The organism is Microbacterium marinum, from assembly GCF_014204835.1.
GTDB classification, from domain to species: Bacteria; Actinomycetota; Actinomycetes; order Actinomycetales; family Microbacteriaceae; genus Microbacterium; species Microbacterium marinum.
The window spans coordinates 850,629-869,140 of sequence record NZ_JACHMD010000001.1 but is presented as its reverse complement, the minus strand read 5'-3'; the positions used below and the strand labels follow the sequence as shown (position 1 = coordinate 869,140).

Genomic DNA, 18,512 nt, shown 5'->3' with positions numbered 1-18,512 from the left:
GAGGCGAGCGGATGCTACGTCGTGCCCGAAAGTCCGCTCAGAGCGAGCTTCTGGCCAGCCTGGAGGGCTCGCGAGTTGAGAGATCTTCAGCGTCTTGGCGCAGGACGCCCCTGTCCAGCGGGACTGGACGGCCCTTCGGCACCTCCATAGTCCTCGGTCACCCATTGCTGCAATCGCCAGATCGGGATCCTGAAAAGTCGCGCGATGTGAGGAAGCGGGTAACCGGATTCGAGTACCGCCGCCACCGCGAACTGTCGCATGGTTGCAAAGTCCCGCCCTGCAAGCGTCCCCGCGCGCAGGTCGTTCAGCGTACGCGGCGCTCGAAGTCGGCCCTGATTCGAAGTCGGTAGAGCCGGAGGACGCACGGTGGGTATGTCGACGGATGCCGCGTGCCTCGCGTCGGCGACCCCCGGAAGCCGCGACTCCGGTTGTCTTCGATCGGGCACGGAGGGCGCGCGGTCGTCGCCCGCGCCTGCGGACACCTCGTGAGCGGCCGCGCGCCGAACTGCCTCCGCTGGCGTCACCATACCCCTGGTGTCATACTCGTCGATGCGGTCCTGTGCGTAGGCGATCATTGCGTTCTCGAGCATCCGCTGCAGTTCGCGCTGGTGGCGCTTGTACCGCAGGAAGAAGGGGAACCCGATAAGGGGAACCAAAAGAACGAGGAGCCAGAGCCACACCATCGGGTGATGATGCAGCCACGTCACAATGTCGGATTGGAACCGCCACGCCGATTGATCGCTCGAGACGTTGGTCGCATGACTGGTGTCATCCGTGAAGACAGGATCCTGGCCGGATCCGCTCATAGTGTTTGCGCGGAGTGACGCCTCAGAGTCCTCGAGCACCTCGACGATGTGCCCGCTTTGAATTGCCAGTTCACTTCCCGAGATCTCGACGGTCGAGGAGACGGATCGGACCGCCGTGCCGAGACCCTCGATCTCGCTGTCAGTCACCGTCACACCGGTCGGCACATCCGTCACGACGAAACCCAGTGACGCGTCGGAATGCAGCGTCGAACGATCAACGGCAATATCGGATGCGGGCCCAACAACCCGCATGGCGATCGAATCCTCCGCGACGTCACTCCCGAGCAGGTGTACGCCGTCCGCTCCTCGCGCGAGCACACCGCCATCCTCGTTGCCATTAAGCGTCAGCGACCGCAACGTGTAGCTGGTCGAACGCGTCGTCGCATGTCCAGCAGCGTTGGCACCGTCCGCGAGCGCCGAGCCATCGATCATGACTCCGTACCCGCCCGACCCGCGCACCGCGACACGCTCGATAGTGATGTCCCCCGACGCGCGATCAATCTTCACACCGCTCGCCCTCGCGTCGACGATGCTTCCGCCTGAGATGGCCACGCCGTGCGAGCGGTTCGAGAGCACAATCCCTTCCATCGCAGAATTAGAGATCGCAACGTTGGTCAGCGTGCTCTCGATTACCCCCTCGGCGTAGACGCCATAGTGAGAATCAGTGTGAACCGTGCGCGTGAGCCGAACTTTGACGGCCCCGGGCTCTGTACCGGTGATGGCAACACCACCGGTGCGGCCGCTCCAGAACCCGAGGGCAGCGAATGTCACGTCCTCCGCTGACAGGACACCGTCACGTACGCGAATGTATGCGCGACCGTCGTCAACGTCGGCATCGGGCGACGACGTAAGATCGTCCCACGAACTGATGATCATCCCGGCGTCCTGTCGGCCACGGAGTGTCAACGAGCCACCCCACGTCACGATGCTGGCGAACCCATCGGAACCACTTCTCAACCGCAGCGTCGCTCCGGGGAGGCGGAGCGCGAGATGCGCCCCTCCTCTAACGACGACGTGGCGGCGAAGCTCGTACGTCGACGAGTCGATCTTTGCCAGTGCACCCCTGTCCATGAGGTCGCCTGCACCATACGGCGATCGACGCGGGCCGAGCACGACGGTGTCGAGGCCGGCCCGCGTAGCGGGGTCGTCGGCTGCGAATCGGGTCAGTTCGACCAGTCGCTGGTCTTCACTGCGCACGAGTTCGGCGGCAGCACCTGCGGTTGACGCAGAGGATGCGGGAGACGGCGAGTAGGTCGCTGTCGGTGTCGTCGTCGGGCGAGCGTCTTCCTGCCACGGCGCACGGCCCGCACGCGTCAGAAAGGTGCCCACCACAATCGCGCCGACCAAAGCGCCGATCAGGACGACGACGACCCCCCGCCCGAGTAGCCGACGCTTGGATCCGACATCGCCCCGCTCCTCCGCGGTGAGTTCCGCGTCACTCATGCGCCCGCGGTTGTCGAATCGGCCATTCCATCTTGCGCGACGCGGTCGAGACTCGCTTCAGATTGCCCTTCGCCGCCCTGCTGGCCCGCGGAACGAGTGAGCCACCCCTGCTTGTTCATCGTGAACAGCGCGTAGGTCTTGATCGGTAGCGCGATGAAGATGATTATGCCGGCGACGAGCGGGAGGATCGCGAGGTCTTCCGGGCGCCGCCAGAGATGTGAGAACCCTCGGATGCCACGACCGACGATGACCCAGCCGACCGCGACCGCGAGCGAGAGCGCGGCATGCTCACTGCGAACCGCGAGCACGACGTAGGCGAGTGCGACGAACATCGTGAACGGTGTCAGCAAGATCTGCATGACGGTGAGCTGCGAGATGACCGGCAGCCTGAAGAGCCATCCGCTTCCGATGGCTGTGAGGTAACACCGATAGGAGTTGCGACTCCAGCGCACACGTTGCTTCACGAAAGCGCGAAACGTCCCGGGGAACATCGACAGCGCACGCGCGCTGTCTTGATGCGCGACTTTGTAGCCCTGCGAGAGCACGAGCCATGTCATCCGCCCGTCGTCGCCAGCGACACACTCGCGGCCGAAGAACATCTCGCGCTCGAGCTTTTCAACCTGCGGCACGATCACCGATGTTCGATACGCCGCTGTTCGCCCTGACGCGCAGATGATGCCGCCGAAGCGGCCCATCGCTGGCGCATAGTCGTAGTAGCGCAGATCGATAATCCAGTCCGCGACACGTCGCCACACGCTCGATCGGGGTCGGTACACATTCTGACGAGTGCTCACCGCCCCGACAGCCGGATCAACAAACGGCATCTGCACCGCGTCGAGCATGCCATCCTCCCACGCGGTATCTGAGTCGACGAAGAGGACAAGCTCCGTGTCGACCATACGCATGCCGCAACCCAGCGCAGAGCGCTTCCCCCGGTGTTTGAACATCACCACCGTGATGTCAGCCTGCCCGAGCGCCTCGATGCGCTCTTGCGCCTCGAGGTCAGCGACATCGAGCACGACGATGATGCGGCTTGGGCGTTGCGCGTGCCACGTTGCCAAACACCGCAGCAAGACATCCGGATCCTCGTGGTACGAGGGGACCACCACCGTGGTCGTCGTACGGAAGTCGTTCTCAGTCGGACGGGCAGTTGCTGAGAGCACCTTTCGGAACGCCCAGAATCCCCACGAGATGATCCCAAGTACGCCGAACGGCATCAGCCAACTCAACTCCGTCGGCGTCATTCCCCACCCCACACGATCCCCAGGCGCGCTCCCCAGCGCACTTCCCTGCTGGTCAGCTTAGGGGAACGGGCACGATGGGCATGACCGTCGAAGTGACGAGCAGGTGACGTTGCTCAACACGGAATCTCCGCTCATCGTCGCGTTGTCGCAGCCCACGGTGTTGGCGCCTTCACGAGCCTTCCCAACGATTTCGACGCTGACCTGACCGGCTCCCGCGTCAAAGACGTTGGCTGAAATGGTGTTGCGCACCCCCCACCCCTCGAGGATCTCGTGCACTTGCATGCCGAGTTGTTCGTGGTGCGTGACCGTGTTCTCCGCAATAGTCCACTCATTGCCCTTGATGTCAATGACCGAATCGACGCCGGGGTCCGACGAAAGGCTCAGCATGTTTCCGATGATGGACCCCCCGGTCGTGCCCTCCTTGACATCAATGGCCTCGGCGCTGACATCCGAAATGGCATTGCCTTCGATGCGGTTTCGATCGCTCGCGTCCGGCGCACAGTCCGTGTAGCGGCACCAGTTCGACTCCGCTGATCCGACATACACGCCTTCGCCGAACTCCGGGTCCGTCAGCCCCGTGTTCGAAACGACCGAGTCGAGGACGGCATTGTCCGAGCTGTTCGACCGCAAGTGGATTCCCTCTTGCCCGACCTCGTCAACGACCACGTTCACAATCTCGTTGTGGTGGGCAGCGTCGAGAACGATCCCCTTTGCTACGGCCGTCACCTCGACGCCCTGTATGCGCCAAAAGGAGGCGGCATTGAGATGGAGTCCATATCCTTCCGCGACGTCGCCGCCATCGATGCGACTTCCGTCCGCACCGCACAGCGTGATCGGCGCTCCCTCCGCACCAGATGCTGCAATGGTGAACGTGCCAACGTACGTGATTGGTTGCAGAGCAAGCGTGTCGCCTGGCCGGGCTTGGTCGAGCGCAGCCTGGAGCTCGGCGGCGGTCGCGCCGACGGGGGTGACCTGCTCGCCGCAGACTCCGTATGATCGCGGTGCGTCCCCCGCTTGCGAGCAGCCGGTAAGCAGAAGCAACCCGGCGAGCAACGCTCCCGCGCATCCGCGCCGTACGGCACGCGATCGGAACGCAAGCACCCCGGGAGACGGGATCGTGAGCATCAGGGCCTCCCCGAGCGAAAGCGCAACGAACGGATCAACGCACAAAGTCAGCCGAGCCCGCGAGACGGCGTGCGCTCAGACTAGCGGTGCTCCGAGTGAAGGTGCGCCGCAGCGCGAACCTTCACCCCCTTACAACCCCCGCCAGCCGCTCCGCGACCGCCTGAGCAACATCCGAGGTGGATGCCTCGACCATGACGCGCACGAGCTCCTCGGTCCCCGAGGGCCGCAACAGCACGCGCCCCGAATCGCCCAACTCCAAAGAAGCAGCGTCAGCAGCAGCGACAACATCCGCGTCCGTCGCCCGCGACCGCTCAACCCCGCGAACGTTGATGAGCACCTGCGGAAACACGGTCATCACCGAAGCCAGCTCGGCCAGCGACTTTCCGGTGCGCGCCATCTCAGCCGCGAGGTGCAGGCCCGTGAGCACGCCGTCGCCGGTGGTAGCGAATTCGCTCATGATGACGTGGCCGCTCTGTTCGCCGCCGAGCGAGTACCGGCCGGCGTTCATGCGCTCGAGCACATAGCGGTCGCCGACACCCGTCGTCTCCACCGAGATCCCGTGGGCTGCCATGGCACGGTGCAGCCCGAGGTTGCTCATGACGGTGGCGACGAGGGTGTCGTCGCGGAGCAGTCCACGGTTCTTCATCGACACGGCGAGGATCGCCATGATCTGGTCGCCGTCGATGATGCGGCCGTCGGCGTCGACGGCGAGGCAGCGGTCGGCGTCGCCGTCGTGGGCGATGCCGAGGTCGGCGCCGACGCGTACGACTTCGGCTTGCAGCACGTCGAGGTGGGTGGAGCCGATGCCGTCGTTGATGTTGAGGCCATCGGGGTCGGCGCCGATGACGGTGACTTTGGCGCCGGCGTCGCGGAACGTCTCGGGTGAAACGCCCGACGCCGCGCCGTTGGCGCAGTCGAGCACGACGTGGATGCCGTGGAGCCGCTGCCGCAGCGATGCGAGCAGGTGCACGACGTAGCGGTCCTCTGCGTCGGCGAAGCGGCGGATGCGCCCGACGGCGCCGCCGGTGGGCAGGAGCTTTGGCCCGGCCATGGCTTCTTCGATGCGTCGCTCGACCTCGTCGGGGAGCTTGACGCCACCGCGGGCGAAGATCTTGATGCCGTTGTCGGCGGCGGGGTTGTGGGAGGCGGAGATCATGACGCCGAAGTCGGCGTCGACGTCGCCGACAAGGAACGCTGCGGCGGGCGTCGGCAGTACGCCGGCGTCGAGCACGTCGACGCCGGAGGAGGCGAGGCCGGCGCTGACGGCGGCCGCGAGGAAGTGTCCCGAGATGCGGGGGTCGCGCGCGACGACGGCGGTGAGGCGTCGGCCGGCGGCTTTTCGTGCGTTCGCGATACGACCCTGGCCCAGGACGACGGCGGTCGCCTGGGCCAGGGTGAGCGCGAGATCGGCGGTGAGGGGGCCGTTTGCGAGGCCCCGCACACCGTCCGTCCCGAACAGTGCCATCGAAGGATTAACGCTTCGAGTACTGAGGAGCCTTACGCGCCTTCTTGAGACCAGCCTTCTTGCGCTCCTTGACGCGGGCGTCGCGCGACAGGAAGCCGGCCTTCTTGAGGGTGGGGCGGTTGTTCTCGGCGTCGATCTCGTTGAGCGCGCGGGCGATGCCCAGGCGCAGCGCACCGGCCTGGCCCGAGGGGCCACCGCCCGAGATGCGCGCGATGACGTCGTAGCCACCGGCAAGGTTGAGCACCGTGAACGGGTCGTTGATGAGCTGCTGGTGCAGCTTGTTGGGGAAGTAGTCCTCGATGGTGCGACCGTTCACCGTGATGGTGCCGGAGCCGGGGACGAGGCGCACGCGGGCGATGGCCTGCTTGCGGCGACCGACGGCGGCACCGGGAACGGAGAGCACGGGGCGGGGGGCCGCGGCTGCTTCGGTCTCGGGGGTCTCGGTGGTGTAGTTCTCGGGGGTCTCGAGGGAGTCAGCGATCTTCGCCATTAGATAGTCCTTAGTTCTCTCGGCGGCGCTTACTGGGCGACCTGGTCGAAGACGTATGTGGTGGGCTGCTGGGCCGCGTGCGGGTGCTCGGCACCCGTGTAGACCTTCAGCTTCGACAGCTGCTGGCGACCCAGGCTGTTCTTGGGGAGCATGCCGCGGATGGCCTTCTCGACGGCGCGAGCCGGGTTCTTCTCGAGCAGCTCGGAGTAGGTGACAGCCTTGAGGCCGCCCGGGTAGCCGGAGTGGCGGTAGGCCTTCTTCTGCTCGAGCTTCTGGCCGGTGAGGGCCACCTTGTCGGCGTTGATGACGATGACGAAGTCACCGGTGTCGACGTGGTTGGCGAAGGTGGGCTTGTGCTTGCCGCGCAGGAGCGTGGCAGCGTGCGAGGCGAGGCGGCCGAGGACGACGTCGGTTGCGTCGATGACCAGCCACTGACGGGTGATCTCACCAGTCTTGGGGGTGTAAGTGCGCGTCACAGTAGTGCTGCTTTCATAGATTCGAACGGAGGAGTTCGTGAATCCCGCTCCGGGGTGGTTCGTTCGGGATGCCGATCGAACACGCCAGTGGAGGGCTCACGTTCGCGGTACCCAGCCAGCAGGGCGCAGGCACCAAAGATCAAGACTACGCGATCGGATGCCGCTTCGCCAAACTGTCGACGTCGATGGCGGCGCGGAAGACGACGTCACCGTCGACCTGCGTGATCCGCGCGCCGAGTTCGTGCGTTCCGAGACCGCTCCGCATGACCGCGGGCAGGTGTCCGGGCGACGTGACCGTGACCTGAATGAGGCTCCCGCTCGCGCTGATATCGACGGTAGCTTCACGTGCAGCGGAGTGCTTGACGGCATTGATGAGCGCTTCGTTGACGGCATCCGCGACGTGTCTGGCGACGTCGGGATCCTCAAGGAGTGGCCGCGCCTCGTCGCCGATCGATGTCGAGACGACGATGACGTGTTCCCACCCCAGCAGCATTCGGTCGAGCGCGGAACCGATCAGTCCTTCCTCGTCCGCGACACCAGGGTCGGCGAGGATGCTGTCGAAGATGCGCTCCGTACGAAGCCGGAAGGTGTCGAGTTCGACGGGCGTCGGTTCCCGTTCATCCGCGCGTGCGGCGAGGATCCTCGCCGACGAGATCGGCCGCCTCCGCCGGCATCAGATCATCGCGCTCGCGTACGCCGACACGTCGCGGCGCGAGGCCGCGGGGCGGGATGCCGAGACGCTCGCGGCCATCGACGCCATCGCGAGCCGTGTCGCGTCCGTCGAGAAGCAGCTGACCGACCTGCGCGCTCTCACCCAGCGCATCGCTGACGCGCTGGGCGTGATCACCCCGATCGGAGACATCTCGGTCTCGCAGGTGACGAAGAACCGCATCGGCCTCGACGACCAACGCTGACTGAGTCCCCCGAAAAGGGGACCCCACATTCACCTCCCGTCACGTTCCCGACACATACCGCTGATAGCATCTTTGGTGGGGGAGCCTCGAGTTTGCGAAAGGACGGTCTGTGACGTCGAACCTGCAAAAGGTCGACGCGACAAAGACGTCGCTGCGAATTCCAGATAGCTCATCAACGCACAGCGCCGAAAGCTCGGAGAAGCCGAGCGACAGTCGGCTCACCGCGCCCGCCAGGGTCATCGCGAGCGCCTCCACCGGGTCGATCCCGACTCCGCGCCCACAAGACCGATGGCGTCAGCGCTACGCACGCCGCATCTGGTTCACCGACCTCCTCGCCCTCATCTGGGTGATCTACGGCACACAGATCTACTGGTTCGGTCTCGGCAACGCAGAGATCGCAATGCGCGAGGATCACCGTCTCAGCGACCTCTCCTACTGGTTCTTCTCCGCCCTGCTCATCGTCGCGTGGATGTGGGTGCTCAGCCTCATCGACTCCCGCAGCGATCGGGTCATCGGCAGCGGCAACACCGAGTACCTCCGCATCGTCGACGCGAGTGTGCGCCTCTTTGGCATCATCGCGATCTTCGCCTTCCTCCTGCGTGTTGACGTCGCCCGCGGATTCTTGCTCATCAGCCTGCCCGTCGGCGTGCTCGTTCTCATCCTCGAGCGCTGGCTTTGGCGTCAGTGGCTCATCTCCAAGCGGCAGTCGGGTCAGTACTCGGCGCGCGTGCTGCTAGTTGGCTCAGAATCGAGCGTCGCTCATCTCGCGCGCGAGCTGCAGCGCACACCCAGCGCCGGGTACCGCGTCGTCGGCGCGTGTGTACCCTCTGGCAAGATCGCCTCGACGATCGAGGGCACCGACATCCCGATCATGGGCAACGTCAACGCCGTCGACCGCGCCATCCTCGCGACGGGCGCTGACACCGTCGCCGTGACGAGCACCGACGAGTTGCCGCCCGACAAGGTCAAGCAGATCTCGTGGGGACTCGAGGCCGGCAAGCAGCACCTCGTGCTCGCGCCCAGCATCATCGACATCGCCGGCCCGCGCATTCACACGCGCCCGGTGGCGGGCCTCCCCCTCATCCACGTAGAGACCCCGCGCTTCAACCGGGGTCAGCGTGTCGCGAAGCGCACGATGGATCTCACCGCCTCCATCCTCATCAGTCCAGTTCTCGCGTTCCTCGCAATCAGTGTGCGGCTATCGAGCGAGGGCCCGGTCTTCTTCCGCCAGACACGTGTCGGCCTCGGCGGCAAAGAGTTCTCCATGATCAAGTTCCGCTCGATGGTTGTGAATGCCGAAGAGTTGCTCGCCGAACTCGAAAAGCAGCAACGGGATGCCGGCAACGAAGTGCTCTTCAAGATGAAGAACGACCCGCGTGTGACTCCGATCGGCGGCATCATGCGAAAGTTCAGCCTCGACGAGTTGCACCAGCTCTTCAATGTGATCGGCGGTTCAATGTCGCTGGTCGGGCCGAGGCCACCGTTGCCTAAAGAGGTCGAACGATACGCTGATCACGTGCATCGGCGCTTCCTTGTCAAGCCAGGAATCACAGGGCTTTGGCAGGTCAGCGGTCGTTCAACTCTCTCGTGGGAGGCCTCAGTTCGTCTGGACCTTTCTTACGTTGAGAACTGGTCGGTCGTCGGCGACGTCGCGATTCTTGCGAAAACCGCAAAAGCCGCCCTCGCACCCGGGGAGACGGCACATTGAAGCGAAAAGCTCGAAGCAGCAGCGCGAGATTAGCACGCGGCCAGACAGGAAGCACATTGTTCGAGACCAAGTGTGGCATTGTGACTGTTTCTGTTCTCATGGCGGTCCACAATCGGCGATCGACGACCGAAGAGTGTCTGAGTCGCTTGCTACACCAATCCGGCATTAACGATCACTTCAGGTTAAGTATCTTCATTGTCGACGACGGCAGCACCGACGGTACTGGGGCCATGCTCAACAACATGGCACAGGACCATCCTCTGCAGGTTATCGAGGGCGACGGCGGACTGTTCTGGGCACGCGCGATGGCGAAAGCTCATGAGCACGCAGTCTCCGCTGACCCGGACTTCTTGCTGTGGCTGAACGATGATCTCCAGCTGAGTGATACGGCAGTGCTCGACGCGCTGGCTGCTGCAAGGCAGTCTCCTGCGTCGATCATCGTAGGTGCAACGTTGTCATCCTCCGGTGACCAGGTCACTTACACTGGGTCGCGGCTTTCGTCTTCTCGCCCCACTAGCTTGCGACCAGTTTTGCCAAGCGGGACACCAGAGCAGGTCGACGCGTTCAACGGCAACTTCGTGCTTGTTCCGCGGGCCGCATACCGTTGCCTCGGCTCGATTGACACCGCATTCGAGCACGGCTATGGAGACATCGATTACGGCCTTCGAGCGAAGAAGGCAGGGATCCCCACGTTGCTCTTATCCGGTCCCGTAGGCACGTGCGATGCGAATTCCCATGCGGGTACCTGGCGGGACCAGCGGATGTCGCGCCGCGATCGGTTGCGACTTCTATTTGGACGAAAAGGCGTACCGGCGAGATCACACTGGAGGTTCAATCTGCGCCATGGGGGCGCTCGTGGACCCATGTACTTCTTTTCGACCTATCTCAGAGCCGGTGCGCTAATTCTTCTCGGTCGCCCGACATAGGCAATCGCAACCGGCCAAACAGTGAGGGACGATCCATCATCACTACACCGTCGAAGGTACGAACTATGCGGACAGTCGTCGCCCATGGGACCGGCAATCAGAACGTCCGCGAGCTTCTTGAGGAACTCACGGATGCTCAGATTCTGCGTCTGTTCTGCACCAGCACAGGGCTAACGCGACCAGTCGCGTCCGCTGCCTCCATCTCCCGGCTGGCGAATAGGCGCGTATTCGCAATGCTTTCGCGTGATCAGCTGTCTACCGCACCGAGCCGAGAGCTCGTACGCCAGGCCATCAAGAAAATTCCGCTAGACGCGCTGAGTCGACAGACCGACACTGGAAAGGCGCTTGGGGCGCAGTGGGTTGCTGCCAGCACTGACAAGCTCGCGGCGCGCCGGCTGCGGGCGGATGATGATGTCGCCTATGGGTATCTCGGCCAAAGTACGTCCCTGTTTCGGCGAGCGACGCGTCTAGGCGTGGCCACCGCTCTCGAGGCTCATCACGTCACCGTTAGGACGGCACTCCGGCTACTGGAGAACGAGAGGCACATCCATCCAGAATGGCTACCTTTGATCGACACTTCGACGTTAGCGAAGCACCGAGAATCAGGCGTCGAGGAAATCCGTCTCGCGGACGTGATCATTAGTCCGAGTTCCCAGGTGACAGAGAGCATCCGCGAGGTGGATCCGCACGCCCGTGTCAGACAGATTCCGTACGGTTCGCCAACGACAAGTACGTCACACGACCCGATCTCCTGGGATGGGAAGGAGCCACTTCGCGCCCTCTTTGTCGGAAGAATGCAGCCCTCGAAGGGCATCGCCTACGTCGCCGCCCTTCAACATCATTTCGGTAGCCGGCTGCGGCTTCGTCTCGTCGGTCACAGACCGAGGCTCGATCTGCCTGTGATGAGGCGTCTCATTTCGTCGGCAGAATACGTGGGCGCTGTGGATAGATCGATGGTGTTCGATCTCATGCGAGACAGCCACATATTGGTACTGCCCAGCCTGTTCGAAGGTCGATCGTTGGCTGTGCTAGAAGCACTTGGCCACGGCCTGCCCGCTATCGTCACTGCGGGCACTGGGACCGACGACGTCGTTGCTCACGGCGGCGGGATCGTCGTCGAAACCGGTAGCGAGGAGTCGCTCATTAAAGCCGTTGAATCGGTCCTCAATAATCCACCTCGAATCGAGGAGATGAGTACTCAAGCGCTTCACACGGCACAGGGGAACAGCTGGGCGAACTTTCGTACAGGCGTTCGCGAAACTTTAGAAGGATTGGTGCGAACTCATGACTAGAAGTGACGTCGGAGTCCGTTTGCGCAAGGCGATTGGATCCATAAAGCTCGCTCGGCGTGTACGCCGGTCTGTCGCACCCTCCGTCCGCACGGGCTCAGACTTCGTGATTGGGGTTGGGTCTCGGGTCTGGGCCCCTCGATCTCTTGCGATCGGAAATGACGTAAGTGTGGGGAGCAATGTACGCATCGAAGTCGATGGTCGAATCGGAGATTCTCTCTTCATTGCAAACGGCGCCGCAATCGTTGGGGCACGTGATCACGACATGCATCAGACGGGCGTTTCGATTCGGGAGGCACGATGGGTGGGAGATTTCGCCGACTCTCTGAGTGATCCCGTCAGCATTGGGTCCGACGTGTGGATAGGATTTGGCGCCATTGTCCTATCGGGTGTGAGGATTGGTGATAGCGCGATAATCGCGGCGGGAGCGATCGTGACGAAGGACGTCGAACCCAACACGATCGTGGCGGGTTGTCCAGCGCGCCCGATTGGCGAGCGATTTTCGCCTGAGGACTTTTCTTCGCACTGGGATCAGCTGCGCGCTCAAGGACTCCGAAGGATGGAGGACTGACCCGCAATGCGAAATGTCGTCACAGCGCGCGCTGAAACAGTGAGCAGCGTCCAGTCAGGCAGCGACGCAAATCGCTCAGTGGCCGTTGTCATCTTCACATACGTCTTGCTTTGGGGACTTGAGGGCGCTGCACGAAAATGGCTTCCGGGCGCCGATCAGTTGTTCTACCTTCTGCGGGATGGGCTACTGCTAATCTCAATCGCCTGGGTGGCATTCGTCGTGAAGCGACCTAGACGCCGATCGCGATGGGTCGTGGTGTTCTGGCTAGCAACTCTGTTGCTAGTCGCCCTGGGCGCACTGTCAGTTCTTGCCGAGACGAATACCGTCGTTGGCGCTGCGCTCGGAGCAAGGGCTTATCTTGCTCCTGTACTCCTGGTGCTGTTCATTTCCCAGTTCGGTACTGCCGACTCAATTTCGACTATTCGCCGGGCAATCTTCTTACTGGTAATGGTCAATCTTCCGGTGGTCACCGTACAGGTGCTGAGCCCGGTGGGCGCCGCAATCAACCTGCAAGTCGGTGGCGACGAGTCGATCTTTGTGAACGGAGGCACAACGGTGCGCGCCAGCGGAACATTTTCCGCTCCGGCTGGGCTGTTGACCTTCGTAGGACTCGGAGTAGCAGTCGCCCTAGGGGGTCTGGGCAGCAAAAGCGAGCGGAGCCGCAGCGTGGTCTCACTTCTCGGCCTGCTATTCATCGCGGTGCTTTCGGGATCACGTGGTGCGATTCTCCAATCATTGATCGTCCTCGGAGTGTTTCTGCTGATTAGTTTGATTCGCGGATCAATGAGCTCGACTCTCCGGGCCTTTGGGATCGTCGCGGCCGCCTGCGCGGTGATAGCGGCGTCCGCTATCGCCTTTCCGACGGTTATCGATTCCTTCAGACAACGATTTATTGACGCCTCTCAATCGGAAGACACGTCCGGGCGAATTCTGAACGACGCGTTCGGGTTTCTGACCGCACCTTTCGTCCTGATTGGCGACGGACCTGGTTCGCATCAGATCGCCGCCGTCACCGTTACGGGAGGACAATGGATCGAGGTCGAAACTCTGCGGTGGACTGCGGAACTTGGAGTCATTGGATTCGCGCTCGCAATCTTCAAGCTCGGCGTTGCGCTATGGGCCATCGCCTATTTGGTTACACGCGCAGCTGCCGCCTCGATGCAGACTGTGCCACTTGTCACGCTGCTTGCCTACACGGCGACCGCAGGGTCCCTCACACAACAGCCCTCCGTACAAGGCGGAGTCGCAATACTGATCGCTGCGACCTGGCTATCCATCAAGCTGGACGCGCGTAATTCTCTCATCCACGGTACTTACGCGGACGGTGAACAGCATGCGATGGAGCAATCAGCCAAGACCGTCGCGTCTCGCCGAGCTGGCATTCGGCGTCTGGCGGAGAGGAGCGCAACTTGGCCGTCTCGGTAATCATTCCTACCTTCAACCAAGCACGGTTCGTGGGTGCAGCGATTCAATCTGCACTCGGACAGTCACTCCCCGTGTCAGAAATACTCGTCGTCGACGACGCCAGCACTGATGAAACCGCTTCCGTACTGGGTGAGTGGGAGTCCAAGGATGCGCGAGTTCGAGTACACAGACAATCCTCGAATCAGGGCATCGCTCGAAACGTTGATTGGGCGATGCGTAACGCCACCGGTGATTTAATCGTCAGGCTTGACTCCGATGACGAGCTGGACGCACGCGCGATTGAAAGACTCTCGGACGCACTGATGGCGTACCCTGCTGCGGGCTACGCACACGGCGCTATTGTCGAGGTGGACGCAGACGACAACTTCCGACGTCTACGCTCGTTGGCTCGAGGGCCTTATCACGAGAGCGAGGCGGCACTTCGCGCTACTCTTCGCGGCTATCGTGTAGCCGCCAACCTCATCATGTTTCGTCGCAACGCCCTTCAGCGCGCAGGGTACATCTCGTCGAATCGCAACTTTGCCGAGGATTACTACCTCTCAGTTCGAATTGCTGATGTCGGTTTCGGCAACGTTTACATCCCTGATGTCGTCGGTCGCTATCGCGTTTGGACCGACGATGGAGGCGTGCGCGCCTCGCGGAAGGTTGAAGAGATCGAGGGTCTGATTGAGGTGTTCGACAACGCGATCGGGCCAGCCTTCAGAAAACGCGAGTGGGGACAAGGCGGTGTAGCCCGTGCTCGGTCGCGACTAGCTTCAAACCACGCGGCAGCCATCGACCGGATCGATGATTCCGGCGAACGGGAAGTACTTCAAGAAGCGCTGTTAAGGCTCTCGTCTTCAGCGAGAGTGCGGCTGACACTCGCCGCACGGCGAAGAGGAGTTGGCCACGCGCTAGACCGGCTCAAGTCCTTCAACCGTCGGGGTCGCGACTCCGTCAAGTCGGCTCTTCGCCGCGCCCGGATCATCTAATGATGCTGACACGGAGAGCCTCGCGAACCTGCGGAGCTCCTGGGGCCCCGAGCCCTTCAGCTCACCACGCGAACATGCGCCGCCATGTATAGGCGCTTCATGACCTGGGCAGGCCGCCTTGGGATCGTTGGTCTTGGCCAGATCTCTATGCAGCTCATAGGGCTATGTGCGGGCATCCTTGTGGCTCGCCTGCTATCTGTCGATCAGTACGCCTACTACGCGCTGGCGATCGCCTTCCTCACTTCGATCAACGTCACGAGCGAATCAGGTCTGAGCTCGCAAGTTGTAGCAATTGCGAGCAGGCGCATGCCCGACCGTACAGGCTTTGGCGGATTGTTCGCGCTAGCGAATCGTTACAGACGTCGCATTGCGCTTGCCTTCACTGCGGCTGGTGCGCCCACGCTCTACATTTTGCTCACGCTGAACGGTGCTGACATCGCGACTGCAGCGTCCCTCGTCGCGGTCGTGGTGCTCACCATCTTCAGCGCGATATCGGTGACGCTTGCGAGTTCGTCTCTGTCGCTGTTCTACCGGTTTGGACCAATACAGGCGGCCGGCATTGCGGCGTCCGTCGGACGGCTCGCTGGTAGCGCCCTCTTGATAGCCCTCAGCACAGTGGGCGCGCTAGTCCCGCTCATGGCCAATTGGCTTTCCACTCTCGGACAATCCGTAGCTCTTCGAAGATCTCTCTCTCGCGAGGTTGACCTGAACGACAAGCGCCAAAGAGGTGACGATGCGCTGGAGCTCCGGCGTGCGATCGCGCGGTTGCTCCCTGTCAATCTGATTCTCGTCATACAGTCCCAAGGGGTCGCCCTCTTTCTCGGTGTTGTGGGGGCGACCGTAGTGTTGGCCCAGGTGACTGCTGTGTCCCGTTACACCCTTGTCTTCGGCTTCGTGAGCACGATACTCGTCTCGGCGCTTGCGCCCGGTTTCGCACGCTACCGCCGGTCTGCGTCCCGTACCCTCGCGCTCTATGGCGCCCTTGTCGGTTGCGCGACAGCAGTTCTAGCGGCTGCACTAGCTGTGATGCAGATCGCGGCTCCTTTTCTCCTAGGTCTCCTGGGCGACAGCTACCAAGGACTCCAGGCTGAGTACGCGATCCTTAACTTGGGGGGCGCCGTCGGCGCGGTGGGAGCAGCTGCGACTGGGTTCAACTTGGCGCGCGGTTGGATTCGGGGCGCGTGGCTCATGATCCCGGCCACCATCGTCTGGGCAGTTCTTGCGTTTACTCTTGCTGATGTGACAACGGCGATCGGAGCGTCGATTCTGATCGCAACCTCCTACCTGCCGACCCTTGCCACCGCGACGCTCCAAGCGACACTAGGCCTGCGGCGAATGGGTCCTGGCAACGATGCGGCACAGATGAAGAGTTGAGCCGGGGTGACTCGCCCCGGCGTGTCCGGAGAGCGTTTTGCTGGTGTCAGCCGGCTTTTCCGACCGGTTCGTTGCGAGCGTAGTCGAGTTGCTCGGCCTCGAGGGGTGTGAGGTCGTCGATGGAGCGGTGGGTGCGCTGCGTGTTGAACCACAGCGCCCAGGACGCGGTTGCCGCCTCGACCTGGTCGATGTCGCGCCAGGGCCCGTCGTGGTGGATGAGTTCGGACTTGTAGAGTCCGATCTGCGATTCCGCGAGGGAGTTGTCGTAGGCGTCGCCGACGGACCCGACCGAGGGGTCGATGCCTTCGTCGACGAGCCGGTCCGTGAAGGCAATCGAGGTGTAGACGCTGCCGGCGTCGGTGTGGTGCGTGAGTCCGGCGAACCCGGTGACGCCTTCGCGGCGGCGGGTGAACGGGCGTGAGGAACGAACCGGTGACAACTTGACCTGCCCCACGGAAAGGGTTCCAGTTTCGGTGGCTAACTGGTGGCCTGATCCGGAAGGCTCATCCTCATGCCCCGTCCCTATCCGCCGGAGTTTCGTGCTCGTGCCGTCGCGCTCGTGCGTGCCGGCAAACAGGCCAAGCAGACCGCCGTGGAACTCGGCATCCACCCTGTCACGCTCTCGAACTGGATCCGCCAGGACGACATCGACAACGGCCGCCGGCCCGGTGTCCCGTCGTCGGAGTCGGCGGAGCTGCGCGCAGCGAAACGCCGCATCCGTGAACTCGAGACCGAGCTGCTGATCGTTCGGCAAGCGGCGAAGTTCCTCGACGAGGAGCGTCCCCGCCCAAAAGGCTCTTCCCGGTGATCGACCGCCTCGCCGACGCCGGGATCCCGATCGACCGTTGCTGCCGCGTCCTCGGGGTCGCGAGGCAGCACTACTACCGCGTCAAGCGGAAACCGATGACCCAGTCCGAGTTGCGCCGGCAATGGCTGACCGGACTGATCAGGGAGGTGCACGTCACCTCTCGCGGGACCTACGGATACCGTCGCGTCCACGCCGAGCTGACCATGGCGATGGGCGTCACCGTCAGCGACAAGACCGTGTGCAAGCTTATGCACCAAGCCGGAATCTACGGACTGCCCGGGCCGATCCGCACCAAGCGGCTCCGTGGTGTCGTCACAGCCGACGATCTCGTGAACCGGAAGTTCGCCCGGCCTCGTCCGAACGAGCTCTGGGTCACGGACATCACGCAACACCGCACGCGAGAAGGCTGGGTCTACTGCGCCGCCGTTCTCGACGCCTATAGTCGCCGCATCATCGGCTGGTCGATCGACTCCAAGCAGGACACCACGCTCGTCATCAACGCACTCGACATGGCCATCCGGAATCGTCGTCCGGAGCCCGGAGGGATCGTCCACGCGGACCACGGAACGCAATTCACCTCCTGGCTCTTCGGGGAGAAGATCCGCTCCGCCGGGCTGCTGCCCTCGTTCGGATCGGTCGGCGACGGGCTCGACAACGCGATGATGGAAAGCTTCTGGTCATCGATGCAAATCGAACTGCTGAACCGGAAGAAGTGGAAGACGAGGGTCGAGCTCGCCAACGCGATCTTCGAGTACATCGAGATCTTCCATAACCGTCAGCGCCGCCACTCCGCCCTCGGCTACCGCACACCCATCGAATACGAGACGCTCGACATCAATGACATCCCCGCCGCAGGTTAGCCACCCGGACTGGAACCGAATCCGTGGGGCAGGTCAAGATGTCAACCAAACTCGGGGCAGACCCCTTCCGGGCCCCGAGCACCTTCCGGTGCGTCTGCCACGTGGTCAGGATGATCGGCTTCCACCTCTCGTCCGACACGATCCGCGGTGACGGACCGCGATCTCTCGCGTCGTAGTAGGTCGATGGGGCGATCTTCACGCCGTGCTGGGTGAGCACGGCGCAGATCGACTCGACACCCCATCGGAGCCCTCCGTCGGCGCGGTCCTTGTGCGCGTCGATGAAGCCGACTATCGCTTGTGTGGCCGGTCGAGTTCGGCCGCGAAGAAGGCCGAGGCCGCCTTTAAGATCTCGTTCGCCCGCCGCAGTTCCGCGTTCTCCCGCTTTAGTCGCTTGATCTCCACCGCGGCGTCGGTCGTGACTCCGGGCCGGTCGCCCGCGTCGACCTGCTGCCTGCGGATCCAGGTGCGGATCGTTTCCGGCGACCCGATCCCGAGCATCTGCGCGACAGCGGTCATCGCGGCGTACTCGCTCGGATAGTCACCCCGTACCTCGGCGACCATACGGACAGCGCGCTCACGAAGCTCGCGCGGATACTTGCTGGGACGTCCCATGAGAC

At 63.0% G+C, this 18,512-nt stretch carries 17 protein-coding genes and 1 pseudogene; 9 read left to right on the top strand and 9 right to left on the bottom strand.

The window, feature by feature from the left end; genetic code table 11:
* Window positions 1-86 precede the first annotated feature (86 nt).
* The 7 genes from BKA24_RS04285 to BKA24_RS04255 all read right to left on the bottom strand — a co-directional run bounded on the left by BKA24_RS04285 (window position 87) and on the right by BKA24_RS04255 (window position 7,542).
* Window positions 87-2,249, bottom strand: a complete 2,163-nt coding sequence (locus BKA24_RS04285; RefSeq protein WP_184215506.1) for a right-handed parallel beta-helix repeat-containing protein — start codon at window positions 2,247-2,249, stop codon at window positions 87-89.
* Window positions 2,246-3,493: a glycosyltransferase gene (locus tag BKA24_RS04280; protein WP_184215504.1), complete on the bottom strand. Its 1,248-nt coding sequence runs from the start codon at window positions 3,491-3,493 to the stop codon at window positions 2,246-2,248. The genes BKA24_RS04285 and BKA24_RS04280 overlap by 4 nt, the downstream gene beginning before the upstream one ends.
* 57 nt (window positions 3,494-3,550) lie before the next feature.
* Window positions 3,551-4,618, bottom strand: coding sequence for a right-handed parallel beta-helix repeat-containing protein (locus BKA24_RS04275; protein ID WP_184215502.1), 1,068 nt, complete (start codon window positions 4,616-4,618; stop codon window positions 3,551-3,553).
* Window positions 4,619-4,739: 121 nt separating this feature from the next.
* The gene (gene glmM / locus BKA24_RS04270) at window positions 4,740-6,083 is read right to left on the bottom strand and encodes a phosphoglucosamine mutase (RefSeq protein WP_184215500.1); all 1,344 of its coding nucleotides are present in this window, start codon (window positions 6,081-6,083) and stop codon (window positions 4,740-4,742) included.
* A gap of 7 nt (window positions 6,084-6,090) precedes the next feature.
* Complete coding sequence (rpsI, locus tag BKA24_RS04265) at window positions 6,091-6,573, bottom strand: 30S ribosomal protein S9 (RefSeq protein WP_184215498.1); 483 nt, start codon at window positions 6,571-6,573, stop codon at window positions 6,091-6,093.
* Between the two features lie 29 nt (window positions 6,574-6,602).
* Entirely contained in the window at window positions 6,603-7,049 is a 447-nt protein-coding gene (gene rplM, locus BKA24_RS04260) for a 50S ribosomal protein L13 (RefSeq protein ID WP_184215496.1), read from the bottom strand.
* Between the two features lie 145 nt (window positions 7,050-7,194).
* The gene (locus BKA24_RS04255; protein ID WP_184215494.1) at window positions 7,195-7,542 is read right to left on the bottom strand and encodes a sensor histidine kinase; all 348 of its coding nucleotides are present in this window, start codon (window positions 7,540-7,542) and stop codon (window positions 7,195-7,197) included.
* Window positions 7,543-7,636: 94 nt separating this feature from the next.
* On the opposite strand from BKA24_RS04255, the gene BKA24_RS04250 reads away from it, so the two are divergent.
* The 8 genes from BKA24_RS04250 to BKA24_RS04215 all read left to right on the top strand — a co-directional run bounded on the left by BKA24_RS04250 (window position 7,637) and on the right by BKA24_RS04215 (window position 16,227).
* Window positions 7,637-7,963, top strand: a complete 327-nt coding sequence (locus BKA24_RS04250) for a hypothetical protein (protein ID WP_184215492.1) — start codon at window positions 7,637-7,639, stop codon at window positions 7,961-7,963.
* A 109-nt stretch (window positions 7,964-8,072) separates the two neighbouring features.
* On the top strand, window positions 8,073-9,671 hold the full coding sequence (locus BKA24_RS04245) for an exopolysaccharide biosynthesis polyprenyl glycosylphosphotransferase (protein ID WP_184215490.1): 1,599 nt from the start codon (window positions 8,073-8,075) through the stop codon (window positions 9,669-9,671).
* Between the two features lie 56 nt (window positions 9,672-9,727).
* Window positions 9,728-10,597 carry a glycosyltransferase family 2 protein gene (locus BKA24_RS04240; RefSeq protein WP_184215488.1) on the top strand — a complete coding sequence of 290 codons (870 nt, stop codon included), beginning with the start codon at window positions 9,728-9,730 and terminating at the stop codon, window positions 10,595-10,597.
* A 65-nt stretch (window positions 10,598-10,662) separates the two neighbouring features.
* A complete protein-coding gene (locus tag BKA24_RS04235; protein ID WP_184215486.1) occupies window positions 10,663-11,889 on the top strand; it encodes a glycosyltransferase family 4 protein in 1,227 nt (408 codons plus the stop codon).
* Window positions 11,882-12,457 carry a DapH/DapD/GlmU-related protein gene (locus BKA24_RS15890; protein ID WP_184215484.1) on the top strand — a complete coding sequence of 192 codons (576 nt, stop codon included), beginning with the start codon at window positions 11,882-11,884 and terminating at the stop codon, window positions 12,455-12,457. Before BKA24_RS04235 ends, BKA24_RS15890 begins: the two co-directional genes overlap by 8 nt.
* Before the next feature lie 207 nt (window positions 12,458-12,664).
* Window positions 12,665-13,882: a hypothetical protein gene (locus BKA24_RS04225; protein WP_184215482.1), complete on the top strand. Its 1,218-nt coding sequence runs from the start codon at window positions 12,665-12,667 to the stop codon at window positions 13,880-13,882.
* A gap of 29 nt (window positions 13,883-13,911) precedes the next feature.
* Entirely contained in the window at window positions 13,912-14,853 is a 942-nt protein-coding gene (locus tag BKA24_RS04220) for a glycosyltransferase family 2 protein (protein WP_343066148.1), read from the top strand.
* Window positions 14,854-14,952: 99 nt separating this feature from the next.
* The gene (locus tag BKA24_RS04215; protein ID WP_184215478.1) at window positions 14,953-16,227 is read left to right on the top strand and encodes a polysaccharide biosynthesis protein; all 1,275 of its coding nucleotides are present in this window, start codon (window positions 14,953-14,955) and stop codon (window positions 16,225-16,227) included.
* 46 nt (window positions 16,228-16,273) lie between these two features.
* Here BKA24_RS04215 and BKA24_RS04210 read toward each other — a convergent pair whose 3' ends face one another.
* Complete coding sequence (locus tag BKA24_RS04210; RefSeq protein ID WP_184215476.1) at window positions 16,274-16,681, bottom strand: integrase core domain-containing protein; 408 nt, start codon at window positions 16,679-16,681, stop codon at window positions 16,274-16,276.
* Between the two features lie 57 nt (window positions 16,682-16,738).
* On the opposite strand from BKA24_RS04210, the pseudogene BKA24_RS04205 reads away from it, so the two are divergent.
* Window positions 16,739-17,895: pseudogene (locus tag BKA24_RS04205) on the top strand (IS3 family transposase).
* 288 nt (window positions 17,896-18,183) lie between these two features.
* Here the strand turns inward: BKA24_RS04205 and BKA24_RS04200 are convergent.
* On the bottom strand, window positions 18,184-18,507 hold the full coding sequence (locus BKA24_RS04200) for a transposase (protein WP_184215474.1): 324 nt from the start codon (window positions 18,505-18,507) through the stop codon (window positions 18,184-18,186).
* Between the last annotated feature and the right edge of the window lie 5 nt (window positions 18,508-18,512).